Genomic DNA, 19,264 nt, shown 5'->3' on the forward strand with positions numbered 1-19,264 from the left:
ATTGGAAAACAAACTTGTACTGATTGATGGAAACAGCATATTGAACCGCGCCTTTTATGGTGTGCCGGATTTAACAAACCGCGAGGGCTTGCATACAAATGCGATTTACGGATTTTTAAATATTTTGTTTAAAATATTGGATGAAGAAGAGCCATCGCATTTGTTAGTAGCGTTTGATGAAAAAGCACCGACTTTCCGCCATAAAATGTACGAAGAATACAAAGGGAAAAGAAAACCGATGCCGGCAGAATTGAGTGAACAGGTGCCGGTAATCCGAAATCTTCTTCAAGTGATGAATATCCGTATTTATGCGGAAGAAGGCATTGAGGCGGATGACATTTTAGGAACGATGGCGAAAAAAGCGGAGCAGGAAGGATATCTTGTTTCCATTGTATCCGGTGACCGCGATTTGCTGCAGTTAGCGACGGATACTATTTTGGTCCGCATTCCGAAAACGAGTCGTGGAAAGACGGTTGTCGAAGATTATCATACAGCGCAGGTAATTGAAAAATACAGTGTTACACCATCTCAGATTATTGATCTCAAAGGGCTGATGGGAGATGCTTCAGATAATATCCCGGGTGTTCCGGGAATTGGTGAGAAGACAGCAGTTAAAATTCTGACGATGTTTGGTACGGTTGAAAATGCGATTGAGCATGTAGAAGAAGTAACACCAAATCGTGCGAAAGAGGCGTTGAAGAACCATGTGGACATGGCAAAAATGAGTAAAGATTTAGCGACTATAAGGACAAACTGCAAATTGGGAGTGGTGCTTTCGGAGTGTACGTTTGAGGATATGTTTAACGAAAAAGCATACCAGATGATTCAGTCTTTGGATTTGAAATCCATTTTAAAGCGATTTTCGGAGGATACCGGCAGAGATAAAAAACTGGAAAAATATTTTCAGGTAATTGAGACAAAAAAAGACTGGCTCTCTTTTGTGCAGACAATTGAAAAGAAAGAGCCGGTAGCGGTCAAGACCGTTTTTCGAAAGGATGCTGCAGTAACAACGAGTGCCAGCGGACAGATGACGTTATTTATGACGGAGGCAGATGGAAGACTTTTAGGTATGGCGGTTGCTTTTTCCAAAGAAAAGATTGCTTTTTGCAAAGTGGGCGATGATTTGTCCGAATACGATATTACAAGTGAAATCAGTAATCTTTTGAAAACACATATATTGGTTGCCAATGATTTAAAGAACCAGTTAGATTTCTTCCCGGATGCAAAACCGGAAAACTCGTATGATACGAATCTGGCTGCGTATCTGCTAAGCCCGGTTCAGAAAAAGTTTGGAGAAGAAGAGATTGCAGAAAACTATGCATCTGTTTTGATGCACCCATATGAACAGTTTTTTGGTAAACAGCCGGAAGAAACTGCCTTTTTAGAGAAAGAAGACGAGGCAGTACGTTACTTTAGCTACTGTGCACTGGTAAATGCGCTTGCATATCCGAATCTTTCCAAAGAATTGAAAAAACAAAAAATGCAGTCATTGTTTGAACAGATTGAAATGCCGCTCTTATTTACCCTTTATGACATGGAAAAGGTGGGAATTTTAGTGGAAAAAGAGGCATTGCATGAATATGGTGCAAAACTTGGTGAGCGCATTTCTGAACTGGAAGCGGATATTTATGAGCGTGCCGGGGAATCATTTAACATCAATTCACCGAAACAGTTAGGTGTAATTTTGTTTGAAAAAATGCATATGCCTTATGGAAAGAAAACAAAAACAGGATATTCCACTTCAGCAGAAGTTCTTGAAAAACTCCGTTTTGAGGATCCGATTGTGGAGATGATTCTGGAGTACCGCCAGCTCACGAAGTTAAAATCTACCTATGCAGATGGACTGGAGAGCGATATCGATGAAAAGGATGGCAGAATCCACACAACATTTAATCAGAATGTGACGGCAACCGGACGTTTGAGCAGTACTGAGCCGAATTTGCAAAACATTCCGATTCGTATGGAACTTGGCAGACAAATCCGAAAAGTTTTTGTCCCACAGGACGGATACGTTTTCTTGGATGCCGATTACTCACAGATTGAATTAAGAGTGCTGGCACATATGTCAGAGGATGAAACTTTGATTGAAGCTTACCGGGAAAATGCTGATATTCATCGAACGACGGCAGCACTTGTCTTTCATACGCCTTATGAAGAGGTGACAGAACTGCAAAGGCGGAATGCAAAAGCAGTTAATTTTGGAATTGTATACGGAATCAGTGGATTTGGTTTGTCGCGCGATTTGAATATTTCAAAAAAACAGGCTGAAAAATATATTGAGGATTATTTTGAAACGTATCCGGATGTGAAACGGTTTATGGACGAACTGGTGGAGCAGGGCAAACAAAAAGGCTATGTGACATCTTTGTTTGGAAGAATCCGCCCAATTCCGGAATTTGCGTCGAAAAACTTTATGCAGCGCCAGTTTGGTGAACGCATTGCGATGAATTCTCCGATACAGGGAACGGCGGCGGATATTATTAAAATTGCGATGATACGTGTGCACAAGAAATTAAAAGAAGGCAATTACAAATCCCGTCTGATTTTGCAGATTCACGATGAACTTTTGATTGAGACACACAAGGATGAAATTGATGAAGTAAAACGGATTTTGGAAACAGAAATGGTTCATGCCTGCGATTTGGCAGTGCCTTTGATTGCAGAGGTGAAGCAGGGAATAAATTGGTATGAGGCAAAATAAAACCAAGGAGAAAGAAAATGGTAATTGGTATTACTGGCGGCGTAGGCTGTGGTAAATCAACGGTATTAAATCTACTGGAAGAAAAATATGGGGCAAAGATTATAGAGGCGGATGCCCTCGGTCATGAAGCAATGAAACCGGGGACGGAGCCTTATCAAAAGATTTGCGATACATTTGGTGTTGACATCACAGGAGAGGATGGACAGATTCTGCGTCCTTTGCTTGCGGATAAAATTTACCAGGATGACAACGGCAGAGAGCGGCTAAATGCCATTGTACATCCCTTTGTGAAAGAACAGATTTGTAAACAATTAGATGAATGGAAGGATGAGCCGGTTGTCTGCTTAGAAACGGCAATTTTATTTGAAACCGGATGTGACACGCTCTGCGATATAATCTGGGCGGTTGTGACAGACAAAGAACTAAGGATTCAGAGACTTATGGAATCGAGAGGATACTCCCGCGAAAAGACAGAATCCATTATGAGAGTGCAATTATCGGATAAAGAATGGGAAAAACGATGTGATGCACTGCTTGTGAATAATGGAAACCTGCAAAAACTGCAAGAAAGAATAGAAGAATTACTAGTCAGAAAGACAAATTTGTGATAGAATAATGGATATGTAGAATCTTTGATGAGGGAACAAGGTGAAAATGATGAACGCAGAAGACAATAAGCTTGTATTTGGATTGGATATCGGAACGAGAAGCATTGTGGGAACGGTTGGCTACCGGATTGGTACAGACCGTTTTGTTGTGGTTGCTCAGGAATCCATTGAGCATACGACGCGTGCCGTGATTGATGGACAGATTCACGATATACCGACCGTGGCAGATACGATTTATAAAGTCAAAGAGCGTTTGGAAAAGCGTGTGAGAGAACCTTTATCGGACGTCAGCATTGCGGCTGCCGGAAGAGTGTTAAAGACAAAGCGCGTCAAAGCCCGCTATCAGTTTAATTCAGAGACAAAGGTGACGGAAGACCATATTCGTTCTTTGGATATGATGGGTGTGGAACAGGCTTATGATGAAATAAGAAAAGAGCAGACCGACAGTGGAAAGAAGTTTTTCTGTGTCGGCTATTCGATTGTAAAATATTATTTGAATGGCTACCCGATGGAAATGATTGAGATGCATATGGCAAATTACATCGAGGTAGAGTTGATTGCAACTTTTTTGCCGGAAGAGGTTGTGGATGGCTTGTATTCGGCTGTTGAGCTTGCAGGATTGCATGTGGCAAGTCTGACGCTTGAGCCAATTGCTGCGATTAACATGGCAATTCCGGAAAAATTCCGCCTTTTGAACATTGCGCTTGTGGATGTCGGAGCCGGAACAAGTGATATTTCGATTGTAAAAGATGGAAGTATTATTGCATTTGGCATGATTCCGCTTGCCGGCGATGAAGTGACGGAGGCGATTGCTAAGAAGTATTTGACAGACTTTGAGACTGCAGAGTACATAAAAAGAGCCTGTGAGCGTAAGAAGAGTGTTTCTTTTAAGGACATATTTGGAAGCAAAATTCAGGTAACAAAAGAGGATATTGCACAGATATCTGAAGACGCTGTGAAAAATATTACCAAAAACATTGCCGATCGTATTTTGGAATTGAATGGCGGTCAGTGTGTTAGTGCGGTATTTGTTGTCGGTGGAGGCGGTAAGCATGAGGGATTTACCGAGAGTCTCGCACATTATCTGGGATTGCCAAATGAGCGTGTGGCAATACGTGGTGCAGAGGTACTTTCACAGGTTCAGTTTGAGCAGGAGGGAATCCGCAAAGATTCCACATTAGTGACACCGCTTGGTATTTGCATGACTTATTATGAGCAGAAAAATAACTTTATCCATGTAATGGTAAATGAGCAGCGTGTGAAATTATATGATAATGGCAAGGTATCGGTGTTAGATGCCTGTGTCAGCTATGGTTTTTCTAAAGATAATTTGTTCCCGATTCGCGGAGACAGTATTCATTATACGGTAAATGGTGAAACCCGGGAAAAGAAGGGAAGAGTTGGCGAGGTGGCTGAGATCAAGAAAAATGGCACACTAGTCAGCTTGAATGATAAAGTAGAGGAAAATGATACGATACAGATTCGGCCTTCCACAAAGGGAAGTACTGGAAAATTGTTAATCAAAGAGATTCCGGAGTGCAATGCGGAAATTACCGTGACTTTATTTGGAAGAAAACTGTTATGTCCAAAGTTAGTTGAGGCAAATGGTGAGGTGGTATCCTCGTTTTACGAAGTCAAAAACGGAGACGAAATCTGTACCTATGATTATTATTCCGTTAAGAGATTGTTAGAGTTTGCCGGTATGGATGTTGAAACTTTGGTTCTTTTGAATGGAAGAGAGGCTGGCGCATCAGCAAAAATTGTTGACGGTGATGTAATTACAAAAAGACCGGTTATTAAGCCGGAAGAGCCGGAAAAAACAAGAGAAGAAACGATGCAGGAGCAGATGGATGATGATCCATTGTTGGCACCGTTAAAACCGATGCCGGATTGGATGAGCGATGTCCCGTTCGATACGGCAAAATTAGGAGCGGACGGAGAAGTGATTCCGGGTGCAAAGCAGTTACGGCAGGAGAAAACGATTTCTACACCGGTAGAAGAAGTGACGGGACCTGTATTTGTTACGATAAATGGTGATGTGGTCGAAATGCCACATAAGAAAAATCCGATTTTTGTCGATGTGTTTGATGTATATCCGTTTGATATGACAAAAGCGGGAGGAACGCGTTTAGTAACTCGAATTAATGGTGAAGACAAAGATTTCACAGAGCCTGTTCATGATGGTGATAGGATTGAATTGTTCTGGGAGTCTTAAGGGAGGCTTGGCATGGAAGAAAAAATTAAAGAATTCTGGAAACAAAAACAAGTTGCGTTTTATCACATTTTTTTGGATGTTATGCTTTTGATTTACTGTATTAGTTTTTATTTTGCAGGGAATCAGGTAGTAACTATCCGGTATGTGATTCTTTTTGTATACGCTTTGTTGTGTATTGTGACAGAATTAGTACATAATCGCCATATGCAGAAAAAATATGTTCATTCCAAGCGGATAATTCAGGTAGAAAAAGTGTATTGCTTTTTGCGGCCGGCACTTGGATTAGCTTATTATTATATGGCAGAGACAAAATTAGAGGGAATTATTTTCCTGATACTGTTCCTGATTTATTTCTTTGAGCTTTTTTACAGTGTTGCTCTTGGAAAAAAGGCTCATCGGGTTATTATTTACGTGACTTATATCTGTCTGTATGGTATTATATCTTTTGTTATGCTTGTTGTGTTAGCACAAGATAACTTAAGCCGTGTTACGGTTGGAATTGCTATCCGTGAACTTGTGACGGTATCGGTTGTGCTTGTTTTAATTGTGGTAGTCAGTGAAATGATGTCTCACATGTGGGATTTTTTTGAAAAAGATATTTTTCGCCAGAACCGTGCACTGGAAGATTTAAATGAAGTCAATGATAAGATGAAAGAACAACAGGAAAAAATCAACCGGGTAAATGAAAAATTGGGAGTTCAAAAAATCGAATTACAGCTTGCAAATAAAAAGATTAACCGTTCACATGATGAAATGTCGGTTCAGAATGAATTGTCATCTATTATTATATCATCAATCGAGATAAAGGATATGTTAGATAAAATTGTTGATATGATACAGGTTCGATTGGATTTGGATGTTGTTGTAATTGTTTTGGAACAGGATCATGAACTTTATGTTCCGGGAATGGAAGAAGAACAGCGGGTGTATGCAATTTCCTGTGTGTTAGGAGACAAATTCCAAAAAAAGGTGATCGAATCCATTGAACATACGGATATGTCAGAGATTCTCCGCATGACTCAGACTTATATACAAAATAATGTTACGGATTCTGTGCAGTTATTTACTAAATTAGAGGGTGAACAGGAACTTCCATCGGTGGTATGCCTGCCAATCCGGAATCAGGAAGAAAGACTTGGCACACTGTTTGTTGGAAAGAACAAAGAAAATGCCTTTATGGACAGCCGTGCGTTCTATGAGAATATTGCCAGCCAGATTAGTATTGGTGTTGCCAATGCACGTCTTTATGCGAAGATGAATGATATGGCAATCCGAGATGGTTTGACAAGAATTTATAACCGCAGACACTTGACGGAGCTGTTAAGAAAGTATTTGGCGGAAGCTATGACGAAAAAAGTGCCGGTTTCACTTGCACTTTTTGATATTGATAAATTTAAAATGGTGAATGACACCTATGGACATCAGTGCGGTGACGAAGTGATTCGTTATGTGGCTTCGTTACTAAATCGTGGAGCACTCAAGCATGGCGGTATTGCCGGACGCTATGGCGGTGAGGAATTTGTTGTAGCATTCTTTGAAAAAGATTTGGATGAAACGTATCATATCGTTGAGGACATTCATAATCAGATTCGGAGTGAGGAAGTTGTTTACGAAGGAAAACATATTTCAGTTCGTGCCAGCGTTGGTGTGGCAAGTTATCCGCAGACTTGCGCTAATCCGGGAGAACTATTGACAAGAGCAGACTGGGCGATGTATCATTCCAAAAAGAATGGACGTGACCGGATTACAATTGACAGTGAGAAGATAAGTTCTCAGATGTAATATAAAATGAGATAAATTGAGGTGGAAACACATGCAGTTATATAGTATTGCCAGTGGAAGCAGTGGCAATTGTATTTATGTCGGTGGCGAAGAAGCCCGGATTTTAATTGATGCAGGGATTAGCATGAAACGGATTCGGGAGGGCTTAATGGAGGAAAATTTACCGATAGAAAACCTTCATGCCATTTTTATTACACATGAGCATACCGATCATATTTGTGGTTTAGGACCGGTACTGCGCAAGTACCAGATTCCTGTTTATGCTACGAAGGAAACGATTGAGGCAATATGGGAAAAAGGTGATATGAAAGGTGTTTCCGAAGATTTGTTCCATGCGGTTGTGCCGGAAAAGGCGGTTTCGATTGAAGATATGGAGATTATGCCGGTTAGAATTTCCCACGATGCGGCAAATCCCGTTTGTTATACGGTGCAGTCAGAATCGAAAAAAATCGGAGTTGCAACCGATATGGGCTGCTTTTCCAATGAAATCGTAGACCATTTGAAAGACTGTGATTCCCTGCTTTTAGAGGCAAACCATGATATTAACCTGTTGCAGGTTGGCAGTTATCCGTACTCACTTAAAATGAGGATTCTCGGTGAAAAGGGGCATTTGAGCAACGATGCCTCGGCAAGACTGATTGAAAAAGTGCTGCATCCCGGTTTGCAGCATATTTTACTGGGTCATTTGAGCAAGGAAAATAATTTTCCGGAACTTGCCTATCAGACCGTAAGTTATGAATTGGAACAAAACCCAGTTTGGGAAAAGATGGATACAGAGTTGTTAGTGGCAGACCGTATGGCGCCGACAAAACTGTTGACGATACAATAATTATGAAATAGAAAACTATTTCAGAATGGAGGAAGAAATGAAAAAGACAATAATTACCGTAGTAGGAAAGGACAGCGTAGGCATTATTGCAAAAGTATGTACTTACTTAGCAGAAAACGACATCAATATTTTAGATATTTCTCAGACAATTGTAGATGGATATTTTAATATGATGATGATTGTTGACTTTGCAAAGCTTACAAAATCCTTCGTGGATGCTTCCGAAGAGTTGGAAAATTTGGGCGAAGAAATCGGCTGCGTAATCCGTGTACAGAGTGAAGAGATTTTTGACAAGATGCATCGCTTATAAGGATTAGATTACGGAGGCTTAACTATGATAAATATAAATGAAGTCATTGAAACAAATAAAATGATTGATAAAGAAAATCTGGATGTGCGTACGATTACTCTTGGTATCAGCCTTTTGGATTGTATTGATTCGGATTTAACAAAACTTTGTGACAACGTATATAAAAAGATTACGACGATGGCAAAAGATTTGGTTGCGACAGGAGAAGAAATTGGAAAAGAATTTGGAGTTCCGATTGTAAACAAACGAATTTCCGTTACACCAATTGCATTGATTGGTGGCTCCGCGTGCAAGACACCGGATGATTTTGTTAAGATTGCACAGACACTTGACCGTGCAGCAAAAACAGTAGGCGTAAACTTTATCGGCGGTTATACGGCACTGGTATCGAAAAAGATGACGCAGGCAGATAAAAACCTGATTTTATCGATTCCAAAAGCACTTGCAACAACAGAATATATCTGTAGCTCAGTAAATGTCGGTTCTACAAAGACAGGACTTGATATGGATGCGATTCTTTTGATGGGTAAAGTTGTGAAAGAGACAGCGGTACTCACAAAAGATAATGATTCCATCGGCTGTGCTAAGTTGGTTGTCTTTTGTAATGCGCCGGATGATAATCCGTTTATGGCGGGCGCATTCCACGGCGTAACAGAAGGGGATGCCGTAATTAATGTTGGTGTCAGCGGACCCGGTGTTGTAAAAACGGCGCTGGATAAAGTAAAAGGAAAAGATTTTAGTACCGTTTGTGAGACAATTAAAAAGACAGCATTTAAGATTACGCGTGTTGGACAGTTAGTTGCTCATGAAGCATCCAAACGTCTTGGGGTTCCATTTGGCATTATCGATTTGTCGTTAGCACCGACACCGGCAGTTGGAGACAGTATTGCAGAGATTTTTGAATCCCTTGGATTAGAGCGTGCCGGAGCACCGGGTACAACAGCAGCGCTTGCAATGCTTAACGACCAGGTGAAAAAGGGCGGCGTTATGGCATCATCTTATGTCGGCGGTTTAAGTGGTGCTTTCATTCCGGTCAGCGAGGATCAGGGAATGATTGATGCTGTAACCGAGGGTGCATTGACACTTGAAAAACTCGAAGCAATGACGTGTGTCTGCTCCGTTGGTCTGGATATGATTGCAATTCCGGGAGATACGAAGGAAACAACGATTGCCGGTATCATTGCGGATGAGATGGCGATTGGTATGGTAAATCAGAAGACGACAGCTGTTCGTCTGATTCCGGTACAGGGTAAAGATGTTGGTGACCAGGCAGAATTTGGCGGACTTTTAGGATATGCACCGATTATGCCGGTAAATCCGTTTGGATGCGATGATTTTGTAACCAGAACCGGCCGAATTCCGGCACCAATTCATAGTTTTAAAAATTAAGGAATATTGGCAGGTGGTGAATCATAATGGAAAAGTTTCAAATTATGGGTAAAAAACTGGAACATCATGGACATATTCTGGATTTTTATACTTACGAACTCAAAGTGCCAAATGGCAATACAGCTTACTGGGATGTGTTAGAGCACAAGGGGGCTTCTGCCATTATTCCGGTAGATAAGGATGGAAAGATTGTTTTAGTCCGCCAGTACCGCGGTGCAATTGATGATTTGCTGTTAGAAATCCCGGCAGGAGGAAGAGATTCTTTAGAGGAAGATTTTCGTGTCTGTGCAGCGAGAGAGTTAGAAGAGGAAATTGGGTATCGTTCGGATGAGATTCACCATTTGGTGGATTATCACTCAGCTGCTGCCTATACAAGTGAAAAAATTGCGATTTACTATACGGAAAAGTTAATTCCATCGAAGCAGCATTTGGATGAAAATGAATTTGTTCAGATTGAACGCTATTCGCTGGAAGAATTAAATGAGATGATTTTTGATGGCCGGATTACAGATGGAAAAACCATTGCCGGTATTATGGCATATCAGATGTTAAAACATAAGAATCAGGAATAATACAGGCTTTGTCCACATACCTTGTAAAAGGCGCTGCCTGAGAGGAGTGGACATATGTATAAACATCATCGAACAAATCACAGCCGATTGTTAGATAGAGAATTTCTGCAAAAGATAAGTCTCTGTTTTCTAATCGGCTTTTTGTGTGGGGCTGTTTTTTATTACTGTTTTCAAAATTCATTTCGTGAAATTTTACAGGCAACTTTAGAAAATAATACAAAGACATGGACAAAAGAAACTGCGCTTTTCACGGAATGGTTTCGTTCTTTGTGGAATCATGGAAAGTATTTTGCTTTAATATGGCTTTTAGCAATAAGTCCGGCAGGACCGGTGAGTCAGAAGATATTTGTCGTTTATACCGGAATAAGAAACGGTTTTTTATTTGTCTTTTTTTTATATGCAAAAAGTGCATTTGGCATCATTGTCTACTTTGCCAGTCTGATTCCACAAGTCTTTTTACTGGCGCCGTTATATCTTTTCTTGTTTTATGCGACAACAGAAAACAGGCAGCCAAAGCTAGGAAAAATCACAATTGTTCTTATGATTTTTACTTTTTTAACTGCCTGTCTGATTGAAGTTAAATGGAATTTGCCGCTGATGAAGAAAATCTTATAAGTGGCTTGCAATTTTATCAATTAAGCGCTCGGTTTCATCCCATCCAAGACAAGGGTCTGTGATGGATTTTCCGTATTCGTGCTCATTGACTTTCTGGCTGCCCGGAAGCAGATAACTTTCTACCATAACACCCTTAACTAATTCGGCGATAGCAGGATTTACCAAACGGCTGTGCAGCACTTCATCCACGATTCTAGGCTGCTCATAGTGTTTTTTGCCGGAATTGGAATGGTTGGCATCAACAATACATGCCGGGTTGTGCAGGTTGAGAAGTGAATATTTCTCATGCAGACGCTCCAAATCTTCATAGTGGTAGTTTGGAATATTCTGTCCATGTTTATTTACGGCACCGCGAAGAATAGTGTGTGCCAATGGATTTCCGTCTGTTGTTACCTCATGTCCACGATACAGGAAAGTATGTGAGGACTGGGCAGCAATACAGGAATTTAACATAACGGAAAAATCACCACTGGTTGGATTTTTCATACCTGCCGGAACATCCATGCCGCTGACGGTCATACGGTGCTGCTGGTCTTCCACAGAGCGGGCACCAACGGCTACATAAGATAAAATATCGCTGATGTATGGCCAGTTTTCCGGATAGAGCATTTCATCGGCAGAGAAAAGGCCGGTTTCAGAAATCGCACGAAGGTGCATCTTTCTCATGGCAATCAAGCCCTCCATAAAGTCAGGTGCTTTTTCCGGATCAGGCTGGTGAACGATTCCTTTGTAACCCTCGCCGGTAGTTCTTGGTTTGTTTGTATAAATTCGTGGAACAATCAGAATTTTTTCTTCTACTTTTTCCTGCATTTTTGCAAGGCGGGTAATATATTCACAAACAGAATCTTCATGGTCAGCAGAACATGGCCCGATAATCAACAAAAATTTGTCCGATTCACCTGTAATAATTGCGCGGATTTGTGCATCGCGAATTTCTTTTTGTGCTTTCTGCTCCGGTGTCAGGGAGTACAATTCTTGAAGCACTTCCGGAGAGATCACTTCTTTTTTATAATGGAAACTCATTTTCTCATTCTCCTTTGCATCTTTTCACTCTTGTGTATTCTACTCCTTTTTTATGGAAGTGTCAATTGTTCATAATTTCGTAACATTTACATTGTATAGTATGTGGGTATGGGTTTGATAAAGTGAGCCCTTATGGTGAATGAACATAAAGGAGGTTCAAACGTTGATTAAAGTAGAACATCTGGTAAAGCGTTATGGTAATCGAAATGTAGTGGATGACCTGACTTTTACCGTTGAAAAAGGACAGATTGTTGGCTTCTTAGGACCAAATGGTGCCGGAAAATCAACAACAATGAACATGATTACCGGTTACATCTCTGCGACAGAGGGCACGATTGAGATAGATGGTGTAGACATATTTGATGAGCCAGAGAAAGCGAAGAAAAAAATCGGATATCTTCCGGAGATGCCGCCGCTTTATCCGGATATGCTTGTTAGAGAGTACTTAAGTTTTGTCTGTGATATAAAGAAAGTAAAAAGAGATAAGAAGGATGCTATGATTTCTAAAGTCATGCGCCGTGCGAAAATTACGGATGTATCGGAGCGTCTGATTAAAAACTTATCCAAAGGTTACAAACAGCGTGTGGGAATTGCCGGCGCGATGGTTGGCGACCCGGAAATCCTTATTTTTGATGAACCGACGGTTGGACTTGACCCAAAACAGATTTTGGAAATCCGCGATTTGATTCGTGACTTGAGCGAGAAGCATACGATTTTGTTAAGTTCCCATATCATGCAGGAAGTTAGTGCGGTATGTAATGAGATTATCATTATCAATGAAGGTAAGATGATTGTCAAAGATAAACCGGAAAACATTTCCGCACACATTGAGCAGACGCATGAACTGACGATGGAGATTAAGGGAAATAAAGAATTAGTCCGCAGTATTTTATCGGGCATTGAACATATTACAGAATATAAAGTGACCGATTCTGAAGACGATGAAATCTGTAAAGCCATAGTTATTTCCGAGGCGGATTCGGATATCCGTGAGACGGTCTTTTATGCGTTGGCTGAGAATAAATGTGCTATTTTAGAAATGCATACGAAGGAGCCTTCTCTTGAGGAAACCTTCATTCGCCTGACCGGAAATGGCAGCCGTCAGATGGCGGAGCGAAACAGCCGCAGAAGAAAAAAGGAGGGAAAATAAGATGAGAGCGATTTATAAAAAGGAATTAAAGTCCTATTTTACATCTGCCATTGCGTGGGTGTTTCTGGCGTTTTTCTTGGTGCTGACCGGATTGTTTTTCTTCCTGTATAATTTGTCCGGTGGTTCGCTGAACTTTTCTACCGTTTATGGAGCCATTGAGATTTTCTTTATTCTGCTCCTGATTCCGGTACTTACGATGAAAAGTATGGCGGACGAGAAACATCAGAAAACGGACCAGTTGTTATATACGTCACCAATTTCGATTAATAAAGTCGTACTTGGAAAATATTTAGCGTTAGTTACATTATTTGCAATTGGTCTTTTGATTGTGTCACTTTATCCGATTATTTTACAGAATTTAGTGCGCAGCGTAGCAGAAGAGGGAAGTACTTCTTACACGGTAAATTATGCGGTTGCTTATGGCAGCACGCTTGGCTTCTTTTTGATGGGATGTGCTTACATTGCCATTGGCGTGTTTGTTTCTTCTTTGACGGAGAGTCAGGTGATTGCAGCCGTTGCTATTGGTGTTATCAATATTTTCACGATGCTGATGACAAGTCTTGCAAATATGCTTCCATCCAGTAAAATTTTTATGGTATGTTTCTTCGCAGCCTTAATTGTTTTGCTGGCATTTGCCTTGAATTTTTGGATTCATAACAAATGGGTTTCGGCGCTTGTTGGACTTGTGGCTGAAATTGTCCTGTTTGTTTTGTATTTCTTTTTCTCATCCCATTTTGATGGTTTGCTGTACAACGTGTTAAGTGCGATTTCATTTACGGACCGGTACACAAACTTCACATATGGTATTTTGGATGTGAGCGCGATGTTATATTATGTGAGTGTTAGTTTTCTGTTTGTATTCTTTACGATTCAGAGAATTAAGAAACAACGCTATAATTAGGATGCGTGGAAAAGGAGGATATCATGAGCAGGAATAAAAATGAAAAGAAAAAATTTGCAAGCCGTAAATTTAAGATGGGAAGTTTTCAGACAATTACGATGGTAATTGTGCTTGCCGTAGTAGTGCTTGTTAATGTTGTAATTGCCAGAATGAACTGGTCAAAAGATATGAACTCGGATTATTTGTATTCCCTGTCATCCGATACGATTTCGTATGTCAAAGGATTAAAGGATGACATTACCATTTATTATTTGGTGGAAGATGGACATGAGGCACAGACGAGTTCTTATACAAAGACGATTAATGTCGAGAATATCATTAAACTTTACGATGGTTTGGGAACGGTGAAGGTTGAGAAGAAGAACCCGGTTCTTTATCCGAACTTTGCGAAAAAATACACAAGCGAGAGTGTGCAGGATAATGACATGATTGTGGTGAATAACAAAAACGGAAAATCACAGTATTTGTCATTTCAGAGTGATATGATTGAAATGACGTATGACACTTCTTCCGGTTCTATGGAGCAGGTTCCAAAATCCTTGAAGTTAGAGTCGGCAGTTACGTCGGCAATTCAGAAAGTAACATTAAAAAATACAAAGAAAGTTTACGTGGGCGGCGGTCACAGCATGCAGTCCTTAAATGATGACTTTACAGAACTTCTCTCGAAAAACGGATTGGAGAAGGAAGACTTTGATTTGACGAAAAATACAAAAGTGCCGGATGACTGCAGCTTGCTTATTTTGTACAGTCCTGCTGCCGATATTACAGAAAACGAGTATAAGTATCTGAGTACTTACTTGAAAAATGGCGGAAAGGCAATCTTTTTGCTGAATTATACAGTGGATACACCGTACTACAATAAGCTGTTAAAAGATTACGGCATTAATGTCCAGTCCGGTTATGTACTTGATCCGGATAATTACTTTGCTTCTTATGGAAGCAGTGCCTATATGCTTTTGACACCGCAGGTAAGTAAAGACAGTGATTTGACATCGGATTTGAGCACAAAAGACGTTCTTTCCTGGTACAGTAAAGGAATGACGGCAGATAAGAAAGTGCGAAGCACATTGACTGTTCAATCGGTTTTGACGACATCGGATAAATCCTATGCACGCAAAATCAGTGATAAAGAAGATACACAGGATTTGGAGAAAAAAGACAGTGACCAGGCAGGACCTTTCAGTGTAGCGATGACCGCAGAAGATAAATATGCGGAAAATACAAAGGGTGAAGGCCATGCAACGAAGATTTTTGCGATTGGTTCCGTTGCCTTTATGGATGTGCCAAACAGCAGTTATGGCTCAACAACAAGTATTATCGGTACCCAGATGGCAGAGCAGTACAATAACCGTGCAATTTTAGTAAACGCCCTGAAGTGGCTTGTCGGTGATGGCGGAGATGAGATTAAAGTATTAAATATTCCGGATCGCTCCCTCTTAGAAGAGACAGTACAGTTAAACTCCGGTGATATTACCTTTTGGACAGCTTTGCTTGTTGTAGTTCTTCCACTTGCCCTGCTGCTTTGCGGATTCCTGATTTGGAACCGAAGGAGGAAAAAATAATGTCAAGTAAGAAAAAGAATGCCATTACGATGATTGCCCTTGTGGTGGTACTGATTATTTGTTTGGTCCTTTATTTTGTGATTCCACGCGGTAAATCATCAGACAAAGATGCAGACAGCAGTTCGACAAGTGAATCGAACTCAACGGATTCCGGTTCGGACAATGCCAAAATTACATTGGATACCATTACGTCTGATAACATTTCTTCGATTACCTTGACAAAGAAAGGTAAACAGGCGTGGAAACTTTCCCAGAAGAAAAAGGGGACATGGAAGATTGACGGAAAAGAAAGTGCTCCGGTATCGGATGAGACGATATCTTCTATGGTAAAAAATGTTAATCCTGTGAAAGCAACACAGAAGTTTTCAGCTAAATCCGGAAATCTTTCCGACTACGGTTTGAAAACACCGGCATTTACAGTTGCGATTGAGACAAAAGACGGCGCTTCCTATCAGTATCAGATTGGAAGTGAGGTGCCAAAATCAGATATGGGCTACTACGCAAAATGTTCAGGACATGATGAAATTTACTGCTTGAATACCGCGATGATTACGGCATTTAACGTAGATGAGATTAGTTTCATCAAGATGGATACACTACCTGAAATTGATGATGATTATTTGACTGCATTTTCTGTAAAGAATAAAAAAGGCAATGATTTTGCAGCAAAAAAGGTGACGGATGCAGAAAAAGTTGATTTTTACTCTAATTGGAATATTACGGCACCGTATGCGAAACCACTGGCAACCAGTCAGTCGGAGTGGAGTTCAGTGCTTGGTTACTTTACGGTTCTGAAATATGAGAAAATGGTGGAGTATGACTGCAAGAACCTTAAGAAATACGGACTGGATTCGCCAAATTCTGCGATTACGGTAGATTTCTACCAGCCAAAGGATGGTTATACACCGACAGCTACGGCAACACCAAATGCTATGGTGTCCGATTCGTCTTCGTCCTCATCCTCTTCGGATGCTTCCTATATCATTCCGGAGAACAAAAGAATGTATAAGTCGTTAAATCTTTTGATTGGGAAAAAGACAAAAGATTCGTATTACGTCTGTGAAAAAGGAAGCCGGAATGTGTATACGATGAGTTCGGACACGATTGAAAAGATTACAAAACTTGATGCCTATACCAATATGGACCACTGTGTGTATTCTGTACTTGCGACAAGCATAAAAGGATATGATGTCACATACGGCAATACAACACTTTCTGTAACACGTAAAACCGTGAAAAAGGATACTTCAAAGACAACTGCAACACCGACTGCTGCGGCAACCGAAAGCGGAACTGCAGTTAATAATGCAACGGATAGCAGTGTGAAGAATATCTGGACATTAAATGGCAAGAAGATTTCAGATGATGACGAGAGAGACTTTTTATCGCCGTATTCACTTGCTTATCTGCTTGAGTATTCCGGAAAAGCGGATAATAAAGTAAAACCAAAGAGCAGTAAGCCGGTCCTCACAATTGTGTACCACGAGAATAACCGTGATGTAACTGTTCGTTACCTGCCTTATGACGGAATTAACTTTTACCGGGTAGAGAAAAACGGCATGGATTATTTCCTTGTCGATAAATTGTCGGTAGACGATATCATTAAAAAATTTAAAGGCATTGAAAAACTGGCAAAATGATAAGATTCATAAAAAGCACTTGAAAAATGTTCAGGTGCTTTTTATAATGGAAGAAAAGCAAAAAGTTAGAAAGAGAGACAAAGAGCAATGATGGATATCAAAACGTATTTATATAATACTTTGACAAAGTCAGTGGATGAGTTTGTGCCAAACGAAGAAGGAAAAGTTGCGATGTATACCTGTGGACCGACGGTGTACCATTTTGCACACATTGGAAATCTTCGCAGTTACATTATGGAAGATGTACTTGAAAAATACCTGCGTTATGTTGGCTACGATGTAAAACGCGTCATGAATATTACGGATGTCGGACATTTGACAAGTGACGGTGATACCGGGGAAGACAAGATGCTAAAGGGAGCGAAAAGAGAGCATAAGACAGTTATGGATATCGCCCGCTTTTACACGGATGCATTCATGGCTGACTGCGAAAAGTTGAGCATCAAACGTCCGGATGTTGTAGAACCGGCGACAAACTGTATTCCGGAATTTATTCACATGATTGAGGTGCTCTTGGAAAAAGGATATGCTTATATTGCAGGAGAGAATGTGTACTTTGATACCTCAAAATTGGATAATTATTATGTTTTATCTTCTCAGAATGAAGAGGATTTGCAGGTTGGTGTCCGCGAGGATGTTGAAGAAGATACAAATAAGAGAAATAAGACAGACTTTGTTCTTTGGTTTACCAAATCGAAGTTTGATAATCAGGAATTGAAGTGGGACAGCCCTTGGGGCGTTGGTTATCCGGGATGGCATATTGAGTGCTCCTGCATTAGTATGAAACATTTGGGAGAATATATGGATATTCACTGTGGTGGTGTCGATAACATTTTTCCTCACCATACGAATGAGATTGCCCAGAGTGAGGCCTACATCGGTCATAAGTGGTGTAATTACTGGTTCCATGTCAATCATTTAAATACGAAGAATGGGAAAATGAGTAAGTCAAAGGGTGAATTTTTGACTGTTTCTCTTTTAGAGGAAAAAGGATATAATCCAATGGCATACCGTTTCTTCTGTTTACAGTCACATTACCGCAAACCGCTTGAATTTTCGTGGGATGCACTGGATAATGTAGTAAGTGCGTATGATAAGTTAGTAAAGAGAATTGCCAATCTATCAACAGATGGAGAAGTGGATACGGCGGCGTGCGAAGAATGGAAGATGAAATTTGCAGAGGCACTTTCTCGTGATATTAACACCAGTTCGGCAATTACTGTTTTATATGATATGTTAAAGGCAGAACTTTCGGATGCTTCGAAACGTGTGTTAGTGCAGAGCATGGATGAAGTACTTTCTTTGCAGCTTGAGAAAGCATGGGAAGACAAAGAGGCAGATGTGGACAATGAACTGGCTTCTTATGTTGAGAAAAAAATAGAAGAGAGAAAAGAAGCAAAAAAAGCAAAAGATTTCGCAAAAGCTGATGCAATCCGCGAGGAATTGCTGGCAAAAGGGATTGTGTTAAAAGATACCAGAGAAGGTACTTTTTGGGAAAAGCAGTGATAGGAAAGGATGGATGATATGAAAAGAAAATTGGTGAGTCTTTTATTGAGTCTTTCGCTTATGGTTGTAAGTGTGACGGGATGTCAGTCGGATTCTGTTACGGAGGAGACAAAAAAAGAAGTGCAGACAAAGAAAAGCCAGGTGTTATCGTTATACAAGGAAATTGAGACGATGATTCAGAAAAATCACATTGAGGCAGATGCTGATTTTGCAAAGATGAAAGATAAACTTACGTCGATGTCAAAAAAGGTAGATGAAAAGATTGAGGATACGACAGAAGAGGATGCAAAACAAGCCATCACAGAGTTAAAGCGATTAGAAACAAATTTGCAGCAAACAAAGAAAAATGTCGAGGCACACATAGCAAAATAAAAAATCAAAAAAAAGGGGCATATCAAAGGATATGCCTCAGACTGTAGACAAAGTCCACGACAAATGTCGTGGATTTTTCTCGTATTAAA

General features: G+C 40.4%; 15 protein-coding genes and 1 pseudogene. 15 read left to right on the top strand and 1 reads right to left on the bottom strand.

What is annotated here, in order from left to right:
• Nucleotide 1 precedes the first annotated feature (1 nt).
• The 9 genes from polA to DW005_RS11195 are packed head-to-tail and all read left to right on the top strand — an operon-like array spanning nt 2 to nt 11,021.
• Nucleotides 2–2,701 (top strand): DNA polymerase I, encoded by a 2,700-nt coding sequence (polA, locus tag DW005_RS11155; protein ID WP_117479462.1) that lies wholly within the window; start codon nt 2–4, stop codon nt 2,699–2,701.
• A gap of 17 nt (nt 2,702–2,718) precedes the next feature.
• Nucleotides 2,719–3,309 (top strand): dephospho-CoA kinase, encoded by a 591-nt coding sequence (coaE, locus tag DW005_RS11160; protein ID WP_117479464.1) that lies wholly within the window; start codon nt 2,719–2,721, stop codon nt 3,307–3,309.
• Nucleotides 3,310–3,355: 46 nt separating this feature from the next.
• Complete coding sequence (locus DW005_RS11165) at nt 3,356–5,524, top strand: cell division FtsA domain-containing protein (protein WP_242989443.1); 2,169 nt, start codon at nt 3,356–3,358, stop codon at nt 5,522–5,524.
• Nucleotides 5,525–5,536: 12 nt separating this feature from the next.
• Nucleotides 5,537–7,306: a sensor domain-containing diguanylate cyclase gene (locus DW005_RS11170; protein ID WP_117479467.1), complete on the top strand. Its 1,770-nt coding sequence runs from the start codon at nt 5,537–5,539 to the stop codon at nt 7,304–7,306.
• Nucleotides 7,307–7,337: 31 nt separating this feature from the next.
• A complete protein-coding gene (locus DW005_RS11175) occupies nt 7,338–8,135 on the top strand; it encodes an MBL fold metallo-hydrolase (RefSeq protein WP_117479469.1) in 798 nt (265 codons plus the stop codon).
• Nucleotides 8,136–8,172: 37 nt separating this feature from the next.
• Nucleotides 8,173–8,445, top strand: a complete 273-nt coding sequence (locus DW005_RS11180) for an ACT domain-containing protein (protein WP_117479471.1) — start codon at nt 8,173–8,175, stop codon at nt 8,443–8,445.
• Between the two features lie 24 nt (nt 8,446–8,469).
• Complete coding sequence (locus tag DW005_RS11185) at nt 8,470–9,834, top strand: PFL family protein (RefSeq protein ID WP_117479473.1); 1,365 nt, start codon at nt 8,470–8,472, stop codon at nt 9,832–9,834.
• 26 nt (nt 9,835–9,860) lie between these two features.
• Nucleotides 9,861–10,406: an NUDIX hydrolase gene (locus DW005_RS11190; RefSeq protein WP_242989442.1), complete on the top strand. Its 546-nt coding sequence runs from the start codon at nt 9,861–9,863 to the stop codon at nt 10,404–10,406.
• A 54-nt stretch (nt 10,407–10,460) separates the two neighbouring features.
• Nucleotides 10,461–11,021 carry a hypothetical protein gene (locus DW005_RS11195; protein WP_117479477.1) on the top strand — a complete coding sequence of 187 codons (561 nt, stop codon included), beginning with the start codon at nt 10,461–10,463 and terminating at the stop codon, nt 11,019–11,021.
• On the opposite strand, the pseudogene DW005_RS11200 reads toward DW005_RS11195, so the two are convergent.
• Nucleotides 11,016–12,047 (bottom strand): annotated as a pseudogene (locus tag DW005_RS11200) (3-deoxy-7-phosphoheptulonate synthase); the annotation flags it as partial. The gene DW005_RS11195 and the pseudogene DW005_RS11200 overlap by 6 nt on opposite strands.
• A 160-nt stretch (nt 12,048–12,207) precedes the next feature.
• Between DW005_RS11200 and DW005_RS11205 the strand changes: the two are divergent.
• From DW005_RS11205 to DW005_RS11230, 6 genes are all read left to right on the top strand, one after another.
• Entirely contained in the window at nt 12,208–13,194 is a 987-nt protein-coding gene (locus tag DW005_RS11205) for an ABC transporter ATP-binding protein (protein ID WP_022376734.1), read from the top strand.
• Nucleotide 13,195: 1 nt separating this feature from the next.
• Nucleotides 13,196–14,095, top strand: a complete 900-nt coding sequence (locus tag DW005_RS11210) for an ABC transporter permease (protein ID WP_022376735.1) — start codon at nt 13,196–13,198, stop codon at nt 14,093–14,095.
• A 23-nt stretch (nt 14,096–14,118) separates the two neighbouring features.
• Nucleotides 14,119–15,657: a GldG family protein gene (locus DW005_RS11215; protein ID WP_117479484.1), complete on the top strand. Its 1,539-nt coding sequence runs from the start codon at nt 14,119–14,121 to the stop codon at nt 15,655–15,657.
• Entirely contained in the window at nt 15,657–17,297 is a 1,641-nt protein-coding gene (locus DW005_RS11220; RefSeq protein ID WP_117479486.1) for a DUF4340 domain-containing protein, read from the top strand. The genes DW005_RS11215 and DW005_RS11220 overlap by 1 nt, the downstream gene beginning before the upstream one ends.
• 87 nt (nt 17,298–17,384) lie before the next feature.
• Nucleotides 17,385–18,803: a cysteine--tRNA ligase gene (gene cysS, locus DW005_RS11225; RefSeq protein ID WP_347461683.1), complete on the top strand. Its 1,419-nt coding sequence runs from the start codon at nt 17,385–17,387 to the stop codon at nt 18,801–18,803.
• Between the two features lie 18 nt (nt 18,804–18,821).
• Nucleotides 18,822–19,175, top strand: coding sequence for a hypothetical protein (locus DW005_RS11230; RefSeq protein WP_117479488.1), 354 nt, complete (start codon nt 18,822–18,824; stop codon nt 19,173–19,175).
• Nucleotides 19,176–19,264: the final 89 nt, after the last annotated feature.

The organism is Clostridium sp. AF36-4 (assembly GCF_003435975.1).
In the GTDB taxonomy this organism is placed as follows: Bacteria; Bacillota; Clostridia; order Lachnospirales; family Lachnospiraceae; genus Eubacterium_F.